This is a genomic window from Phenylobacterium sp. GW821-FHT12F10 (assembly GCF_058806695.1).
Genome location: NZ_JBXAPY010000001.1, coordinates 2345718 through 2362561, shown reverse-complemented (window position 1 = coordinate 2362561; position 16844 = coordinate 2345718). Strand labels below are relative to the sequence as shown.

Genomic DNA, 16844 nt, shown 5'->3' with positions numbered 1-16844 from the left:
TAAACTTGGCCGAAGCGAGGGCGTCTGGCACCCGCAGCGAAGAGGCCGGGGGACAAGTTGAGCGTCGCAGTCACACCGCCCACCACAGAGAACGCCCCGGGCGCCGGCATGGCGCTCTGGATGAGCACCTTCTCCTTCACCGCCTGTTTCGCGGTGTGGACGATCTTCTCGATCATCGGCGTGCAGATTAAGCAGAACCTCGGCCTGACCGAGGCCGAGTTCGGCCTGCTGGCCGGCACGCCCATCCTCACCGGCTCCCTGGTGCGCGTCGTCCTGGGGGTCTGGGCCGATCAGTACGGCGGCCGGGTGGTGAACCTGGTGGTGATGCTGTCGGCGGCCCTGGCCACCTTCCTGCTCTCCCACGCCCAGACCTATCCGCAGTTCCTGCTGGCGGCCCTCGGGGTCGGCATGGCGGGCGGCTCCTTCGCGGTCGGCGTGGCCTACGTCTCCAAGTTCTTCCCCAAGGAAAAGCAGGGCACGGCCCTGGGCATCTTCGGGGCCGGCAATGTCGGCGCGGCGGTGACCAAGTTCGCCGCCCCCTTCGTGATGATCGCCTATGGCTGGCAGACGGTCGCCCAGGCCTGGGCCGCGGCCCTTGCCGTGATCGCGGTCGTCTACTTCCTGCTGACCCGCGACGATCCGGAACTGGTGGAACGCCGCCGGACCGGCGCCAAGCCGGTCGCCGCGGCGATGCAGTTCGCCCCGCTGATGAAGCTGCAGGTCTGGCGCTTCGCCCTCTACTACTTCTTCGTCTTCGGCGCCTTCGTGGCCCTGGCGCTCTGGCTGCCTCACTATCTGGTGGCGGTCTATCACCTGGATATCCGCACGGCCGGCATGCTGGCGGCGGCCTATTCGATCCCCGGGTCGCTGTTCCGGGTGTTTGGCGGCTGGCTCTCCGACAAGATCGGCGCGCGCAAGGTGATGTACATCACCTTCAGCATCAGCGTGGTGGCCACCTTCCTGCTGTCCTATCCGCCCACCAGCTATGTGGTGGACGGGGTCCATGGGCCGATCGCCTTCCGCCTGGCCACGGGCCTGATCCCCTTCATCATCCTGCTGTTCTGCCTCGGCTTCGCCATGAGCCTGGGCAAGGCCGCGGTCTACAAGCACATCCCGGTCTACTATCCCGGCACCATCGGTTCGGTGGGCGGCCTGGTGGGCATGGTGGGCGGTCTCGGCGGCTTCGTCCTGCCGATCGCCTTCGGGGCGCTCAACGACCTGACCGGGGTCTGGACCAGCTGCTTCATGCTGCTGTTCGTCCTGGTGGCCAGCGCCCTGACCTGGATGCACTTCGCCATCCGCCGGATGGAGCACGCCGGCGCCCCGCAGCTGGGTGAGCTGCCCGAACTTCCCGAAATGGCGTCCCTGCACGCCGATCTTCAACCGCGCCCGGCTTCCGGTGCGCCCGCCCGCGCTCGCGCGGCGACCCCAACAAGAGGAGCGCCTTGATGGCTTCCCGCAAACCCGCCCGTCACGTCCTGACCGACTGGCGCCCCGAGGATTCGGCCTTCTGGTCGGGGTCCGGCAAGGCGATCGCCCGGCGAAATCTCTGGATCTCGATCCCCAACCTGCTGCTGGCCTTCTCGGTCTGGATGGTCTGGTCGATGGTCGTGGCCAAGCTGAAGCTGGTGGGCTTCAAGTTCACCACCGAGCAGCTCTTCTGGCTCACCGCTCTGCCGGCCCTGTCGGGCGCGACCCTGCGGATCTTCTACAGCTTCATGGTCCCGATCCTCGGCGGCCGGCTGTGGACGACGCTCACCACCCTGTCCCTGCTGATCCCGGCGATCGGCATCGGCATGGCCGTGCAGGATCCCACCACCCCCTATGAGGTGTTCGTGGTCCTGGCCCTGCTTTGCGGGCTGGGGGGCGGCAACTTCGCCTCCTCGATGTCCAACATCTCCTTCTTCTACCCCAAGGCCGAAAAGGGTAACGCGCTCGCCCTCAACGCCGGCTTCGGCAACCTCGGCGTCAGCGTCATGCAGTTCCTGGTGCCGGTGGTGATCGGGCTGGGGATGTTCATGCCCCTGGTGGGCGCGCCGCAGACGGCGATGGACAACGGGGTCGCCTCGACCATCTGGCTGCAGAACGCCGGCTTCGTCTGGGTCCCCTTCATCCTGGTGGCCGGCAGCCTGGCCTGGTTCGGCATGAACGACATCGCCTCGGCGCGGGCCTCCTTCGCCGAGCAGTCGGTGGTCTTCAAGCGCAAGCACAACTGGGTCATCTGCTGGCTCTACCTGGGCACCTTCGGCTCGTTCATCGGCTTCTCGGCGGCCTTCCCCCTGCTGATGAAGACCCTGTTCCCCGGGACCCACGCCATGCAGCTGGTCTTCCTGGGCCCGCTGGTCGGCGCGGCCTCACGGGCGCTCACCGGCTGGGTCTCCGACAAGTTCGGCGGCCACAACGTCACCCACTGGGTCTTCATCGCCCTGGCGCTCGGGGTCCTGTCGGTGATGCACAGCGTCGGCGGCTTTGGCGCGGCGCCCTCCTTCCCGATCTTCTTCGCCAGCTTCATGTGGCTGTTCTTCTGGACCGGGGTCGGCAACGCCTCGACCTTCCAGATGATCCCCGCGATCGTCCGGGCCGACATGCCCCGGCTGCTGCCGCAGGCCGATCCGGCCGCGCGCCTCAAGGCCGCGGACATGGAGTCGGCGGCCATCGTCGGCTTCAGCTCGGCCATCGGCGCCTTCGGCGGCTTCTTCATCCCGCTGGCCTTCGGCGACTCGATGAAGGCCACCGGCGGGCCCGGCACCGCCCTGCTGGTCTTCCTGGCCTTCTACCTCAGCTGCGTCGCGGTGAACTGGGCCTTCTACGCCCGCAAATCCTCGCTGCTGCACGCGCCCCAAACCCCTTCGAAGATGGAAATCGTGGCATGAGCCATACCCTTGATCGCCTCACCTTCTTCGCCCGCAAGACCGAGCTGTTCTCCGAAGGCCACGGCGTCCTCACCGACGAGGACCGCAAGTGGGAGGAGGCCTACCGGCGCCGCTGGCAGCACGACAAGGTCGTCCGCTCCACCCACGGGGTGAACTGCACGGGCTCCTGTTCCTGGAAGATCTACGTCAAGGGCGGGATCGTCACCTGGGAGACCCAGCAGACCGACTATCCGCGCACCCGGCCGGAGCTGCCCAACCATGAGCCGCGGGGCTGCGCCCGGGGCGCCAGCTACAGCTGGTACCTCTATTCCGCCAACCGGGTGAAATACCCGCTGATCCGCTCACGCCTGCTGAAGCTGTGGCGCGCCGCGCGCGCCACCCGCAGCCCGGTGGCCGCCTGGGCCTCGATCCAGCAGGATCCGAGCCAACGCGCCTCCTACGTCACCATGCGCGGGGCCGGGGGCTTCATCCGGGCGACCTGGGACGAGGTCACCGAGATCATCGCCGCGGCCAACGCCTACACCATCAAGGAATGGGGCCCGGACCGGATCTTCGGCTTCTCGCCGATCCCGGCCATGTCCATGGTCTCCTACGCCGCCGGCGCGCGCTACCTGCAGCTGCTCGGCGGGGTCTGCGGATCCTTCTACGACTGGTACTGCGACCTGCCGCCGGCCTCGCCCCAAACCTGGGGCGAACAGACCGACGTGGCCGAGAGCGCCGACTGGTTCAATTCCGGGTTCATGATCCTCTGGGGCTCCAACGTCCCGCAGACCCGCACCCCGGACGCCCACTTCTACACCGAGGCCCGCTACCGCGGCGCCAAGTCGGTGGTCATCTGCCCCGACTATTCGGAGGCCTCGAAGTTCTCCGACCTGTGGCTGCCCGTGAAGCAGGGGACCGACGCCGCCCTGGGCATGGCCTTTGGCCACGTGATCCTCAAGGAGTTCCACATCGACCGCCAGGTGCCCTATTTCCGCGACTACCTGCGGAAGTACTCGGACCTGCCGATGCTGGTGCGCCTGGTGCCGCAGGACGGCGCCTATGTGCCCGAGCGCCTGCTGCGCGCCGCCGAGTTCGACCAGGCGCTGGGCGAGACCAACAACCCCGACTGGAAGACCGTCGCCCTGGACGAGACCACCGGCGAGGTGATCGTCCCCAATGGCTCCATCGGCTTCCGCTGGGGCGAGGACGGCAAGTGGAACCTCGAGGAGAAGGACGGGGCCGGTCGCGAGACCACCCTGCGCCTGGGCCTCAAGGGCGTCCACGACGAGGTCGCCGCGGTGCGCTTCCCCTATTTCGGCGGCGCGGCCACCAACGGCTTCGCCATGACCGACCACCCCGACGTGCTGGTCCGCAACGTGCCGGTCAAGCGCATGATGCTGCCCGAGGGCGAGACCCTAGTGGCCTGCGTCTACGACCTGTTCCTGGCCAATTACGGCGTCGACCAGGGCTTCGGCGGCGACCACATGCCGGCCAGCTACGACGAGGTGGAGCCCTATTCCCCGGCCTGGGCCGAGGCGATCACCTCGGTGCCGAAGGACCAGATCATCGCCGTGGCCCGCGGCTTCGCCGGCAACGCCGAGAAGACCAATGGCAAGTCGATGGTGATCATCGGCGCGGCCATGAACCACTGGTTCCACATGGACATGAACTACCGCGCGGCCATCAACATGCTGGTCATGTGCGGTTGCGTCGGTCAGTCGGGCGGCGGCTGGGCTCACTATGTGGGCCAGGAGAAGCTGCGGCCGCAGACCGGCTGGGCCCCGCTGGCCTTCGCCACCGACTGGGTGAAGCCGCCCCGCCAGCAGAACTCCACCTCCTTCTTCTACGCCCACTCCGACCAGTGGCGGTACGAGACGGTGGAGATGAGCGAGATCCTCTCGCCCACCGCGCCGGAAGGCGTGTGGGACGGGGCGATGATCGACTTCAACGCCAAGGCCGAGCGGATGGGCTGGCTGCCCTCGGCGCCCGCCCTGCAGACCAACCCCCTGGAGGTGGCCAAGGCGGCCGCGGCGGCGGGTCAGGACCCCAAGGCCTACGCCCTCGACCAGCTCAAGAGCGGCGATCTGAAGATGTCCTGCATGGACCCCGACGATCCCGCCAACTGGCCGCGCAACATGTTCGTCTGGCGCTCCAACCTGCTGGGCTCCTCGGGCAAGGGCCACGAATACTTCCTCAAGCACCTGCTCGGCGCCTCCCACGGCGTCCAGGGCAAGAACCTGGGCGAGGACGGCCGGCGCAAGCCCAACGAGGTCGTCTGGCATGACGAGGCGCCGGAGGGAAAGCTCGACCTGCTGGTCACCCTCGACTTCCGGATGTCCACCACGGCGGTCTATTCCGACATCGTCCTGCCGACGGCCACCTGGTACGAGAAGAACGACCTCAACACCTCCGACATGCACCCCTTCATCCACCCGCTGTCGGCGGCCGTGGATCCGGCCTGGGAGTCGAAGTCGGACTGGGAGATCTTCAAGGCGATCGCCAAGACCTTCTCCGATGTCTCCCCGGAGGTCCTGGGGGTCGAGCAGGACGTGGTCCTCACCCCTATCCAGCACGACAGCGCCGCCGAACTGGCCCAGCCCTTCGACGTTCGCGACTGGTCCAAGGGCGAGTGCGAGGCGATCCCCGGCAAGACCATGCCGCAGATCACCGTGGTCGAGCGCGACTATCCCAACACCTACAAGCGCTTCACCGCCCTTGGTCCGCTGCTCAAGGCCACCGGCAACGGCGGCAAGGGGATCGGCTGGAAGACCGACCATGAGGTCGACCTGTTGACCGCCCTCAACGGCGCGGTGCTGGAGGAGGGCCAGACCCAGGGTCTGGCGCGGATCGATACCGACATCGACGCCTGCGAGACCATCCTGATGCTGGCGCCAGAGACCAACGGCGAGGTCGCGGTCAAGGCCTGGGAAGCCCTCGAAAAGCAGACCGGCCGCGAGCACACCCACCTGGCCCTGCCCAAGGAAGACGAGAAGATCCGCTTCCGCGACCTGCTGGCCCAGCCGCGCAAGATCATCACCTCGCCGACCTGGTCGGGCATCGAGAGCGAGAAGGTCTGCTACACGGCCGGCTACACCAACGTCCACGAGTTGATCCCGTGGCGGACCCTGACCGGCCGCCAGCAGCTCTATCAGGATCACCTGTGGATGCGGGCGTTCGGGGAGGCGCTCTGCGTCTACCGTCCGCCGATCGATCTGAAGACCACCTACGTCAAGGGCCTCAAGCCCAATGGCGAGAAGGAGATCGTCCTCAACTTCATCACCCCGCACCAGAAGTGGGGCATCCACTCCACCTATTCCGACAACCTGATGATGCTCACCCTCAACCGGGGCGGACCGGTCATCTGGGTCTCCGAGACCGACGCCAAGAAGGTCGGCTTGGTGGACAACGACTGGGTGGAGGCCTTCAACGCCAACGGGGCGCTCACCGCCCGGGTGGTGGTCTCCCAGCGGATCCGTGAAGGCACCACCTTCATGTATCACGCCCAGGAAAAGATCGTGAACACGCCGGGATCCCAGATCACCGGCAAGCGCGGCGGCATCCACAACTCGGTGACCCGCACGGTCCTCAAGCCGACCCACATGATCGGCGGCTACGCCCAGCTCGCCTACGGCTTCAACTACTACGGCACGGTCGGCTCGAACCGCGATGAGTTCGTGGTCCTGCGCAAGATGACCAAGGTCGACTGGTTGGAAGAACCTCTCAACGCCAAGGATTTCGCCCAATGAAGGTTCGCGCGCAAATCGGCATGGTGCTGAACCTCGACAAGTGCATCGGGTGTCACACCTGCTCGGTCACCTGCAAGAACGTCTGGACCAACCGCGAGGGCGTTGAATACGCCTGGTTCAACAACGTCGAGACCAAGCCCGGCGTCGGCTTCCCCCGCGACTGGGAGAACCAGAAGCGCTGGAACGGCGGCTGGACCCGCAAGGCCAACGGCAAGATCGAGCCGAAGATGGGGGCCAAGTGGCGGATCCTGGCGAAGATCTTCGCCAACCCGGACCTGCCGGAAATCGACGACTACTACGAGCCCTTCGACTTCGACTACGCCCACCTGCAGACGGCGCCGGAGATGAAGGCCTTCCCCACCGCCCGGCCGCGGTCGAAGATCACCGGCCAGCGGATGGAGAAGATCGAGCGCGGGCCCAACTGGGAGGAAATCCTCGGCGGCGAGTTCTCCAAGCGCTCGGCCGACTACAACTTCGCGGGCGTCGAGAAGGAGATCTACGGCGCCTTCGAAAACACCTTCATGATGTACCTGCCCAGGCTGTGCGAGCACTGCCTGAACCCCACCTGCGTCGCGGCCTGCCCCTCGGGCGCCATCTACAAGCGCGAGGAGGACGGCATCGTCCTGATCGACCAGGACAAGTGCCGCGGCTGGCGGATGTGCGTCTCGGCCTGCCCCTACAAGAAAATCTACTACAACTGGGAATCCGGAAAGTCGGAGAAGTGCACCTTCTGCTTCCCGCGCATCGAGGTCGGGCAGCCGACCGTGTGCTCGGAAACCTGCGTCGGCCGCATCCGCTATCTCGGCGTCCTGCTTTACGACGCCGACCGCATCGAGGCCGCGGCCTCGACCCCCGATGAGCAGGACCTCTACCAGGCCCAGCTCGACGTCTTCCTGGATCCCAGCGATCCGGCGGTGATCGCCCAGGCGCGCGCCGACGGCGTGCCGGAGGCCTGGCTGGAGGCGGCCCGCAAGAGCCCCGTCTACAAGATGGCCATCGATTGGAAGATCGCCTTCCCGCTGCACCCGGAATACCGGACCCTGCCCATGGTCTGGTACGTGCCGCCGCTCTCGCCGATCCAGTCGGCCGTGGCCGCCGGCGCCCTGGAGATGGACGGCGACATGCCCGACGTCCACTCGCTGCGGATCCCGATCAAGTACCTCGCCAACCTGCTGACCGCCGGCAAGGAAGCGCCGGTCCAGCTGGCCCTGGAGCGCATGCTGGCCATGCGCGGCTACATGCGGGCCAAGACGGTGGAGGGGGTGATCGATCACGCCCTGGCCGAACGGGTCGGCCTGACGGCGGCGGAGATCGACTCCATGTACCGCTACCTGGCGATCGCCAACTACGAAGACCGCTTCGTCATCCCCTCGGCTCACCGCGAGACCGCCGAGGACGCCTACGACATGCGCGGCGGCTGCGGCTTCTCCTTCGGCAATGGCTGCTCCGGCGGCCGCACGGAGCTGGGCCTGTTTGGTCCCAACAAGCGCTCGCGCGCCAAAACCCCCATGGAGGTCTGAGACATGGCCCGCACCTACAAGGCGCTCGCGCTGCTGCTCACCTATCCCAACCGCGATCTGCAGGCCTTCGCCCCCGAGGCGCTCGCCGTGATCGAGGCCGAGGGCATGCTGAACAAGACCCTGGTCCAGGCCCTGCGCAAGCTGGTGGTGGAGATCACCGAGGACGACATCTACGACCTGCAGGAGCGCTACACCGAGCTGTTCGACCGCACGCGCTCGCTCTCCCTCAACCTCTATGAGCACGTGCACGGCGAGAGCCGTGATCGCGGTGAGGCCATGGTGGCCCTGCTGGAGCTCTATCGGGCTCAGGGGCTCGACCTGGCGGCCAACGAGCTGCCGGACTTCCTGCCGGTGTTCCTCGAATTCCTCTCGACCCTGTCCGAGCCCCAGGCCGCGTCCCTGCTGGGCGAGGCCAGCCACGTGCTGGAGGCCATGGGCGAACGGCTCAAGACCCGCGGCAGCGCCTATCGCGCGGTGTTCGGGGCCCTGGCCCGCCTGGCCGATACCCAGGCCGATCCGGGCGTGCTGGCGGCCCTGCTCAGCGAGCCCGAGGAGAACCCCAACGACCTGGAGGCCCTCGACAAGGCCTGGGCCGAGACCGCCGTCACCTTCGGCCCGTCCGACTCCGACTGCCCCAAGGCCAGCGCCCTGGTCGAGGCCATGAACGCCGAACCGCCGCGCGCGTCACGCCGCGCCGGCGCGACGGCCTGAGGAGCCCCCTGAGATGCAACTGCTCAATCAGATCCTGTTCGGCGTCTATCCCTACATCGCCCTGACCGTCCTGGCCCTCGGATCGGTCATCCGCTTCGACCGCGAGCAATACACCTGGCGCTCGGGCTCATCGCAGCTCCTGCGGCGCAAGCAGCTGGTGCTGGGCTCGGTCCTGTTCCACGTCGGGGTGCTGATGATCTTCGGCGGCCACTTCGTGGGCCTGCTGACCCCTATCTGGGTGTTCGACGCCCTGGGGGTGCCGCACAGCGCTAAGCAGCTGCTGGCCATCGTCGCCGGCGGGTTCGCCGGGGCCCTGTGCCTGGTCGGCGGCCTGATCCTGCTGCATCGCCGGCTGTTCGATCCGCGCATCCGCCACAATTCCAGCTTCGGCGACACCGCCATCCTGATCCTGCTGATGCTCCAGCTCACCCTCGGCCTGGCCACCATCCCGGTCTCCCTCGGCCACCTGGACGGGCACGAGATGGTCAAGTTCATGATGTGGGCCCAGGGGGTCTTCACCCTCCAGCCGGGGGTCGCCGACTACGTCTCCGACGTCCATCCGATCTTCAAGGCGCACCTGGTGCTGGGCATGACCATTCTGCTGGTCTTCCCCTTCACCCGCCTGGTGCACATGCTCTCGGCGCCGATCTGGTACCTCAATCGCCGGGGCTGGCAGCTGGTCCGGACGCGGCGTCCCCTGCCGCATCGCCGCGACAAGGGCGCCCCGGTCTATCCGACCAAGCCCGGCGTTCAGCCCGCCGCCGTCCATCCGACCAGCCAGGCGGTCCGGCCCGCGCCCCTCAAGGCCGCGGAGTAGCCCCCATGACCGCCACAGCCGCGACCGCCACCGTCGTCGTCGAAGGGGTGGAGATCCCCGAGTTCCTCATCGCCGAGGAGGTCCAGAACCATCCCAGCCTGTCGGCCGCCGAGGCCCGCGCCGCCGCCGGCAAGGCGCTGGCGGTCAAGGCCCTGCTGCTGCACCGGGCCGACGAGCTGGGCCTGACGCCGAACCCCATCAAGGACGAGGCCGGCCGGGAGGAGACCAATGAGGAGGCCCTGATCCGGGCCGTCCTCGACGCGGAGATCGAGATCGAGTCTCCCAGCGAGGCCGAATGCCGCCGGGTCTATGACACCCAGCGCGCGCACTTCACCAGTCCGCCCCTGCTGGAGGCCGCCCACATCCTCATCGAGCCCCAGGGCGAGGACGCCGAGGCCCTCGAGCAGGCGCGCCAGACCGCCCAGGGCGTCCTGGACCGCTGCCTGGCGCAGCCGTCGCAGTTCGCCCACCTGGCCAAGACCCTGTCGGACTGTCCCTCGGGCAAGGTCGGCGGGTCCCTCGGCCAACTGGGTCCCGGCGACGTCGTGGGCGAGATCGAGCGCGCGCTCGGTGGCCTGCAGGCCGGGGACATCTTCCCGCGCCCGGTCGGTTCGCGCTTCGGCTGGCACATCCTGAAGCTGGAACGCCGGATCGAGGGCCGCGAGCTGCCCTTCGACTATGTGGAGGACAAGATCGCCCTCCACCTGGAGAGCCGCGCCTGGACCGCCGCGGCGACCCGCTATGTCTCCGACCTGGCCGACCGCGCCCGCGCCCAGGGCGTGGCCTTCAGTCTCAGCCGCGACGGCCGGTTCGCCACCGGCTCCCTGTCGCTGGGCGAACTGCTGTCCCAGGGCGGCTCGGCCGACGAGCTCGAGGCCTGGCTCGACGCCACCGACCCGGAGCTGGCCGGGCGCGTGCGGGCCGCGGCCCTGGCCGACAATCTCGACGTCCCGGCCTTCGTGCGCCGGGCGGTGGCCCACTTCGTCGACAACGCCGGGGACGAGAGCTGGACCCACCTGATCTCGGCCGCCCAGGGCGCCAAGGACCCGGCCATCGCGGCCATGGCCTCCCTGCTGAGGACCAAGCTGACGCCCAAGGCGCGCACCTACACCATCGTTCGGAGAGTCTGAGTCATGCGTCTTCTTCCCGGCCTCCTGGGCCTGGCGGCCCTGGCCGCCCCGTCCCTGGCCAGCGCGGCCGAAGCGCCCAAGGGCCTGATCCTGGAGTCGCGGTTGCGCTATGAGACCGTGTCCCAGGACGGGTTTTCCAAGGACGCCCAGGCGGTCACCCTGCGCACCCGGCTGGGCTACGAGACCCCGGCCTTCCACGGCTTCAAGGCCCTGGTGGAGGGGGAGAACGTCACCGCCCTGTCAGATCGCTACAACAGCAGCACCAACGGCAAGACCGCCTATCCCCTGGTGACCGATCCGGAGACCACCGAACTCAACCGCGCCCAGGTGTCCTGGACGGGGACGCAGGGCGAGGCGGTCGTCGGGCGCCAGCGCCTGATCCTCGCCAACGCCCGCTTCGTGGGCAATGTCGGCTTCCGCCAGAACGAACAGACCTTCGACGCGGTCAAGCTGGTCTACCGGCCGTCCCCCAAGGTCAGCGTCACCTACGCCTATATCGACAAGGTCCACCGGATCTTCGGCGAGGATCATCCGCAGGGGAACTGGCGCAGCGACTCCCACCTGGCCCAGGTGGACGCCAAGACCGGCCTCGGCCAGGTCTCGGCCTATGGCTACCTGCTGGACTTCGCAAATGCGCCGACCCAGTCGAGCGCCACCTGGGGCGCGCGGCTGACGGGCGCCCGCCCGCTGAAGGCCGGCCTCAGCGCCACCTATGAAGCCGAGTACGCCCGCCAGACCGACTACGGCAACAGCCCCACCAGCTTCGACCTGGACTACATCGCCCTCTCAGCGGGGCTGAAGACCAAGACCAACGCCGTGGCGCTCGGCTTCGAGCAGCTGGACGGCGACGGCCGCCGTGGGTTCTCGACGCCGCTGGCCACCCTGCACATCTATCAGGGGTGGGCCGACGTCTTCCTCACCACCCCGGCGAACGGCGTGCGTGACCTGAGCCTGACCGGCAGTTCGGTGCTCAAGGGTCCGCGTGGCAAGCCGGTGAAGATCCAGGCGGCGCTGCACCAGTTCGACGAGTCCGGCGGCGGCGCCGGGCTCGGCCAGGAGCTCGACGCCTCGATCTCCATGCCCCTGACCCCGAAGATCGGCGCCGAGCTGAAGGCGGCCGCCTTCCAGGGCGACCGGCCCGCCTTCCCCGATCGGACGAAGATCTGGCTGACGCTCGAATTCAAGCTCTGACCCAAGGTCGAGAGGAGCCGGTGGTGAAACAAACGACCGAAATCGAGGAGGTTCCCTTGGAGCTGCTCGCCGAGCCTCTCGACTGGTTCTTCGCAGAACACTATCGCCACCGGCAGCTCTGCCAGATGATCGACGAGGTCTGCGCGGCCACGGTGTTCGACGGCGACAAGATCGGCAAGGTGGTGGCCTTCCTGGGCCACGACCTGGCCCTGCACGTCATCGACGAGGAGGAGGATTTCTTCCCCCTGCTGCGCCGCCGCTGCCTGCCGGAGGACGAGGTCGAGGCGGTGCTGGGCATGCTCTCGGCCGAGCACCGCGCCGATGTCGCCAAGGCCAGCCAGGTCAGCGACCTGCTCAAGGCCTGCCTGTCGAAGCAGTGCGCGCCCGGCCTGGATCCGGGCCGGCGCAAGATCCTCTCGGAGTTCGCCAGCCAGGAGCGCCGGCACCTGGGGCTGGAGAACGCCGTCATCCTGCCCATCGCCCGGCTGCGGCTGGACGCCGACGACCTGGCGACCCTGGGGCGGCGGCTGGCCGCGCGCCGCGGGCGCGTGCTCCACGAGCCCGACGCGTGACCCAGGCCCTGTTCCGCCGCAACCTGGCCTGGGCGGCGGCCAGGGCGCGCGACGACCGGAACTTCTTTCCCGACCTGGCGGCCCAGGAGGCGCCGGACTATCTGTGGATCGGCTGCGCCGACAGCCACCTGCCGGCCCATGACCTGACGGGCCTGGCGCCGGGCGAACTCTTCGTGCACCGCAACCTCGCCAACCTGGCCCCGGCCCAGGACGCCAACTTCCTCTCGGTGCTGCAGTACGCCCTGGAGGTCCTCAAGGTGCGGCACGTGATCGTCTGCGGCCACTATGGCTGCGGCGGGGTGCGGACGGCCCTGAGCGGTGAGCGTCATGGCCTGGTGGACCACTGGCTGCAACCGGTGCGCAGCCTGTTCTGGCGCCATGCCGGGGAGCTCGACGCCATCCTCGACGTCGAGACCCGGGTGAACCATCTGTGCGAACGCAACGTGGTGGAACAGGTGATCAGCCTGGCGGGCAATCCGCTGGTGCATGACGCCTGGCGGCGCGGCCAGCCCCTGACGGTGCACGGCTGGATCTATTCCATCCATGACGGCCTGCTGCGCGACCTGGAGACCACCGTCGCCGACCTGCCCCAGGCCCGGGCCCTGATCGGGGCGCCCGCCGGCGCCGATCCGCGCCGCAAGCCCGCCAGGACAAGAACATGACCGGCGTCGCCGTGGTGCTGGCCGGGGGCGAGGGCCGCCGGATGGGGGGCGGCAAGCCCCTGCGCGCCTGGGGCGGCCGGCCCTTGCTGGACCGCGCCCTGGAGCTGGCCGCCGGATATGCGCCCCACGTCGCCGTCGCCGTGCGGGACGTCGGCCAGGCGGGGCAGGGGGCCGCTGTCCCCCTGCTGTTCGATCCGCCGGACATCGGCGGGCCCCTGGCGGGTCTGGCCTCGGCCCTGGACTTCGGCCGCCGCCACGGCGCGCTCTGGGTCCAGACCCTGGCCTGCGACATGCCCTATCTGCCGGCCGACCTGAGCGACCGGCTGGCGCGGGCCCTGGAGGCGGACGTCGGCGCGGTCCTGCCGGTGAGCGGCGGCCGCCTGCATCCGGTCTGCGGCCTCTGGCGCGTCGCGGCGCGCGATCGCCTGGAGGCCTATCTGGCCACGGGACGCTCGTCCCTGAGGGGCTTCGCCCAGGACGTGGGTCTGCGGGAGGTGGCCTGGGACGCCGCGGGTCCCGACCCCTTCGTGAACCTCAATACGCTGGAAGACCTGGCGGCCCATCAGCCATCACGGGCGGACCTCGCCCTGGCGGGATGATCGGGCCGGCCGCCTCGCCGAGACGGCCGGGATCGTAGGCTGCGGAGACCACGCCATGGTCGGTCAGATCCTGGGGCGCGCGGCGGCCCCGGACCAGGGCGCTGGCGAGCCGGGCCACGGCCGGGGCGGTCTGGATGCCGAAGCCCCCCAGCCCCGCCAGCCAGAAGAACCCCGACGCCGTCTCGGACCAGCCGATCACCGGGGCGCGGTCGGGCGCGAAGGTGCGCAGGCCCGCCCAGCGGTGGTGGATGCGCGTCACCGGGTGATCGGCGGCGTCATGGAAGCGCATCATGGCGCAGGCGATGTCCAGTTCGTCGGGGGCCGCGTCGCAGGGCGGGCTCGGGGTCTCGTCGGCCGGGGTGATCAGCAGGCGTCCGCCGAAGGGGCGGAAGTAGAACCGCTCGTCGATGTCCTTCACCACCGGCCAGTCGTGGAAGCCGAGCTCGCGGGGCGCGTCCACCAGGATGGCGGTCCTCAGCAGCGGCGACAGGCCCTTGGGGGCGAGGCCGGCGTCGCGGGCGGTCTCGTCGGCCCACGCGCCGGTGGCGTTGACCAGGGTCGGGGCGATGAGGCTGGCCTGGCGGGTCCGCACGCGCCATCGCGACTCCTCGCGGGCGATGTCGGGCCTGCCGGCGTCGGCGAGGATGACGGCGCCGGCCTCGCGGGCCCGGCGCACCATGCCGCCATGCAGCCGCGCCACGTCCAGGTCTCCCGCCCCGGTCTCCAGCAGGGCGGCCTGGACCGCCTGCGGCCGCAGGATCGGCGCCCGGCTCAGGGCGCCCTCGCGGCCCAGCCGGCGCAGGGTCGCGCCGGGCGTCCTGCGCGCGAAGGCCTCCAGGCGCTCGGCCTGGTCGGCGCGGGCGATGTGCAGCACCGGCCGCGGGCTCAGCAGGCGCCCGGCGAAGCCGCACGGCGGGTCCTCGAAGAAGCCGCGGCTGGCGGCGGTGAGGGGCTGGACCGCGGGGCCGCCATAGGAGGGGATGTACATGGCGGCGGAGCGCCCGGTGGTGTGGTAGCCGAGCTGCGGTTCCCGCTCCACCAGGGCCACGCGGCGGTCGCCCGCCAATTGGGCGGCCAGGGCGGCGCCGGCGATGCCGCCCCCCAGCACCACCACGTCGAAGACCTGGCGCGAGGGACAGGCGGTCATGACGCCGGCGCCCAGTCGACGCCCGCGCGGCCGTGCAGATAGCCATTGACCAGGGGCCCCGGCGGCCCGGCTTCCCGCACCTGGGCCCCCAGGTCCTGGGGCGAGAGCCGCCCCTGGCTGAAGCCGCGGAAGGCGGCGATGACCTTGAGCATGTCTCCGGTGTGGGGCGACAGGCGCAGGGCCCCGATCCCGGCCGCGCGGAGGTCGGCGACCGGCAGGTCGGCCACCTGCACCCCATGGGAGAGGGTCTGGACCCCATTCACGGCCAGGAAGTCCTGGCCCTCCAGGGTCCGCACCGCCAAGCCGTCGGGGTCGCGGTCGCAGACCAGCTGGCAGGAGTCCTTGTGCAGGCCCTGGACGCGGGCGTGATAGCAGCGCCCCGACAGGGCGAGCGGCAGGCGGCCATAGGCGAAGAGTTCGATCTCCAGCGCCGGACAGGCCTTGGCCAGGCGGCCGATGACCGGGAGCGACAGCTCCACATTGGGGCACAGGCGCACGCAGCCGCGGGCCATCAGCTCGCGGGCGGCGGCCTCGTTGTAGATGTTGAGCAGGGGGCCGGCCACGAAGGGGGCTCCGAAGGGACGCTGCGCCAGGGCCGAGACGTCGTTGATCTCCACCAGGTCCTCGCCGGCGGCCATCTGGGCGATCCCGCGCCGGTCGCGGGGCGTCGCCGGCAGGGCCAGGGTCGACCAGACCACGGTCTTGCCGGCCCGGGTCAAGCGATCGGCGGCCTCGGCCAGGGGCCCGGCGATGAAGGGCTCGCGCTTGCCGCAGACCACCTCGCCCAGATAGACGCGGTCGAGGTCGCTCTCCTCCGCGACGGCGGCGTAGAAGTCGGCGATGCGGTCGGCTGACCAGTTGAACAGCAGCGGCCCCAGGGCGATCTCGATCGGCGCGCCGCTCATCGCCAGGTCTTCCGGTAGGCGCCGACCGTCTCCCGCCCGCCCTCGGCCAGCCCGGTGAGGCGCGCCTCATAGGGGGCGGTGGTCTCGCCGCGATCCAGGGCGTCGAGGGCGGCCCGGAACGCCGCGGCCACGCGGGCCACATAGGCCTTGCCCCGCTGGCGCCCCTCGATCTTCACCGCCCGCACCCCGGCGGTCCGCAGCTCGGCCAGCAGGGCCATGGCGTTGAGGCTGGTGGGGTCCTCGAACAGGTGGGAGGCCGTTCCCTCCGCCTCGAAGCGGCCTTTGCACAGGGTCGGATACCCGGCCGCCGCGCCCGGCGCGACCTGGTCGATCATGAAGCCCCCGAGGCGCGGGGTGAGCAGGCCGTCGGTCTCCTCCAGGGAGACGGCGTCCGGCGGGGAGCAGACCCCGGAGAGGTTGGGGGACTTGCCGGTGGCGTAGGAGGAGAGGGCGCAGCGCCCCTCGGCCATCACGCACAGTCCGCCATAGACGAAGGCCTCCACCTCCACATCGGTCTCGCGCACCAGGGCGGCGATCTCGGGCGCCGACAGGACGCGGGGCAGGACCACCCGCTTCACCCCATAGGCCTGGGCGTAGAAGGCGATGGCCTCGGCGGTGCCGGCGGCGGCCTGGACCGAGAGGTGCAGCCTCAGGCCGGGATGCTGGGCGTGGGCGTAGGCGAGCACCCCCAGGTCGGCGACGATGATGGCGTCGGCGCCGGCCGCCGCGGCGCTGTCGACCGAGGTTCGCCAGGCGTCGACGTCGCCGGCGCGGGCGAAGGTGTTGACCGCCACCAGAACCTTGGCGCCGCGCTCGCGCGCCCAGAGGACGGCGTCCTTCAGCTCGGCGGGGGAGAAGTTCAGGCCGGGGAAGTTGCGCGCGTTGGTCTCGTCGCGCAGGCCGCAATAGACGCTGTCGGCGCCGGCCTCGATGGCCGCGTGCAGCATGGCCGGCGAGCCGGCGGGACAGACGAGTTCGATCGTGCCCAT

14 protein-coding genes are annotated in these 16844 nt (G+C 69.6%); 11 read left to right on the top strand and 3 right to left on the bottom strand.

Going from position 1 to position 16844, the window contains the following annotated elements:
* Window positions 1-57 precede the first annotated feature (57 nt).
* The 11 genes from AC1RN5_RS11860 to AC1RN5_RS11810 are packed head-to-tail and all read left to right on the top strand — an operon-like array spanning window position 58 to window position 13803.
* Window positions 58-1449, top strand: a complete 1392-nt coding sequence (locus AC1RN5_RS11860) for an MFS transporter (RefSeq protein WP_493041348.1) — start codon at window positions 58-60, stop codon at window positions 1447-1449.
* Window positions 1449-2873: an MFS transporter gene (locus tag AC1RN5_RS11855; protein WP_493041347.1), complete on the top strand. Its 1425-nt coding sequence runs from the start codon at window positions 1449-1451 to the stop codon at window positions 2871-2873. The genes AC1RN5_RS11860 and AC1RN5_RS11855 overlap by 1 nt, the downstream gene beginning before the upstream one ends.
* Entirely contained in the window at window positions 2870-6601 is a 3732-nt protein-coding gene (locus AC1RN5_RS11850) for a nitrate reductase subunit alpha (protein WP_493041346.1), read from the top strand. The genes AC1RN5_RS11855 and AC1RN5_RS11850 overlap by 4 nt, the downstream gene beginning before the upstream one ends.
* Window positions 6598-8121 carry a nitrate reductase subunit beta gene (gene narH, locus AC1RN5_RS11845; RefSeq protein ID WP_493041345.1) on the top strand — a complete coding sequence of 508 codons (1524 nt, stop codon included), beginning with the start codon at window positions 6598-6600 and terminating at the stop codon, window positions 8119-8121. The genes AC1RN5_RS11850 and narH overlap by 4 nt, the downstream gene beginning before the upstream one ends.
* Before the next feature lie 3 nt (window positions 8122-8124).
* Entirely contained in the window at window positions 8125-8832 is a 708-nt protein-coding gene (gene narJ, locus AC1RN5_RS11840; RefSeq protein ID WP_493041344.1) for a nitrate reductase molybdenum cofactor assembly chaperone, read from the top strand.
* Between the two features lie 13 nt (window positions 8833-8845).
* Complete coding sequence (gene narI, locus AC1RN5_RS11835) at window positions 8846-9649, top strand: respiratory nitrate reductase subunit gamma (RefSeq protein ID WP_493041343.1); 804 nt, start codon at window positions 8846-8848, stop codon at window positions 9647-9649.
* A gap of 5 nt (window positions 9650-9654) precedes the next feature.
* Window positions 9655-10779: a peptidylprolyl isomerase gene (locus AC1RN5_RS11830; RefSeq protein ID WP_493041342.1), complete on the top strand. Its 1125-nt coding sequence runs from the start codon at window positions 9655-9657 to the stop codon at window positions 10777-10779.
* Window positions 10780-10782: 3 nt separating this feature from the next.
* Window positions 10783-11970, top strand: coding sequence for an alginate export family protein (locus AC1RN5_RS11825; RefSeq protein WP_493041341.1), 1188 nt, complete (start codon window positions 10783-10785; stop codon window positions 11968-11970).
* A 23-nt stretch (window positions 11971-11993) separates the two neighbouring features.
* Window positions 11994-12542 (top strand): hemerythrin domain-containing protein, encoded by a 549-nt coding sequence (locus tag AC1RN5_RS11820; protein WP_493041340.1) that lies wholly within the window; start codon window positions 11994-11996, stop codon window positions 12540-12542.
* Window positions 12539-13204, top strand: a complete 666-nt coding sequence (locus tag AC1RN5_RS11815) for a carbonic anhydrase (protein WP_493041339.1) — start codon at window positions 12539-12541, stop codon at window positions 13202-13204. Before AC1RN5_RS11820 ends, AC1RN5_RS11815 begins: the two co-directional genes overlap by 4 nt.
* Window positions 13201-13803 carry a molybdenum cofactor guanylyltransferase gene (locus AC1RN5_RS11810; protein WP_493041338.1) on the top strand — a complete coding sequence of 201 codons (603 nt, stop codon included), beginning with the start codon at window positions 13201-13203 and terminating at the stop codon, window positions 13801-13803. The genes AC1RN5_RS11815 and AC1RN5_RS11810 overlap by 4 nt, the downstream gene beginning before the upstream one ends.
* Here AC1RN5_RS11810 and AC1RN5_RS11805 read toward each other — a convergent pair.
* The 3 genes from AC1RN5_RS11805 to ubiU are packed head-to-tail and all read right to left on the bottom strand — an operon-like array spanning window position 13739 to window position 16844.
* Entirely contained in the window at window positions 13739-14950 is a 1212-nt protein-coding gene (locus tag AC1RN5_RS11805; RefSeq protein WP_493041337.1) for an NAD(P)/FAD-dependent oxidoreductase, read from the bottom strand. The genes AC1RN5_RS11810 and AC1RN5_RS11805 overlap by 65 nt on opposite strands.
* Window positions 14947-15855, bottom strand: a complete 909-nt coding sequence (gene ubiV / locus AC1RN5_RS11800; RefSeq protein ID WP_493041336.1) for a ubiquinone anaerobic biosynthesis protein UbiV — start codon at window positions 15853-15855, stop codon at window positions 14947-14949. Before ubiV ends, AC1RN5_RS11805 begins: the two co-directional genes overlap by 4 nt.
* Window positions 15852-16844, bottom strand: coding sequence for a ubiquinone anaerobic biosynthesis protein UbiU (gene ubiU, locus AC1RN5_RS11795; protein WP_493041335.1), 993 nt, complete (start codon window positions 16842-16844; stop codon window positions 15852-15854). Before ubiU ends, ubiV begins: the two co-directional genes overlap by 4 nt.

Bases quoted from the DNA above. Each gene is read 5' to 3' on its own strand.
- AC1RN5_RS11855 (WP_493041347.1), top strand. From the start codon at position 1,449: ATGGCTTCCCGCAAACCCGCCCGTCACGTCCTGACCGACTGGCGCCCC.
- narH (WP_493041345.1), top strand. From the start codon at position 6,598: ATGAAGGTTCGCGCGCAAATCGGCATGGTGCTGAACCTCGACAAGTGC.
- ubiU (WP_493041335.1), bottom strand. From the start codon at position 16,844: ATGGGCACGATCGAACTCGTCTGTCCCGCCGGCTCGCCGGCCATGCTG.
- ubiV (WP_493041336.1), bottom strand. From the start codon at position 15,855: ATGAGCGGCGCGCCGATCGAGATCGCCCTGGGGCCGCTGCTGTTCAAC.
- narJ (WP_493041344.1), top strand. From the start codon at position 8,125: ATGGCCCGCACCTACAAGGCGCTCGCGCTGCTGCTCACCTATCCCAAC.
- AC1RN5_RS11810 (WP_493041338.1), top strand. From the start codon at position 13,201: ATGACCGGCGTCGCCGTGGTGCTGGCCGGGGGCGAGGGCCGCCGGATG.
- AC1RN5_RS11825 (WP_493041341.1), top strand. From the start codon at position 10,783: ATGCGTCTTCTTCCCGGCCTCCTGGGCCTGGCGGCCCTGGCCGCCCCG.
- AC1RN5_RS11830 (WP_493041342.1), top strand. From the start codon at position 9,655: ATGACCGCCACAGCCGCGACCGCCACCGTCGTCGTCGAAGGGGTGGAG.
- AC1RN5_RS11805 (WP_493041337.1), bottom strand. From the start codon at position 14,950: ATGACCGCCTGTCCCTCGCGCCAGGTCTTCGACGTGGTGGTGCTGGGG.
- AC1RN5_RS11850 (WP_493041346.1), top strand. From the start codon at position 2,870: ATGAGCCATACCCTTGATCGCCTCACCTTCTTCGCCCGCAAGACCGAG.
- narI (WP_493041343.1), top strand. From the start codon at position 8,846: ATGCAACTGCTCAATCAGATCCTGTTCGGCGTCTATCCCTACATCGCC.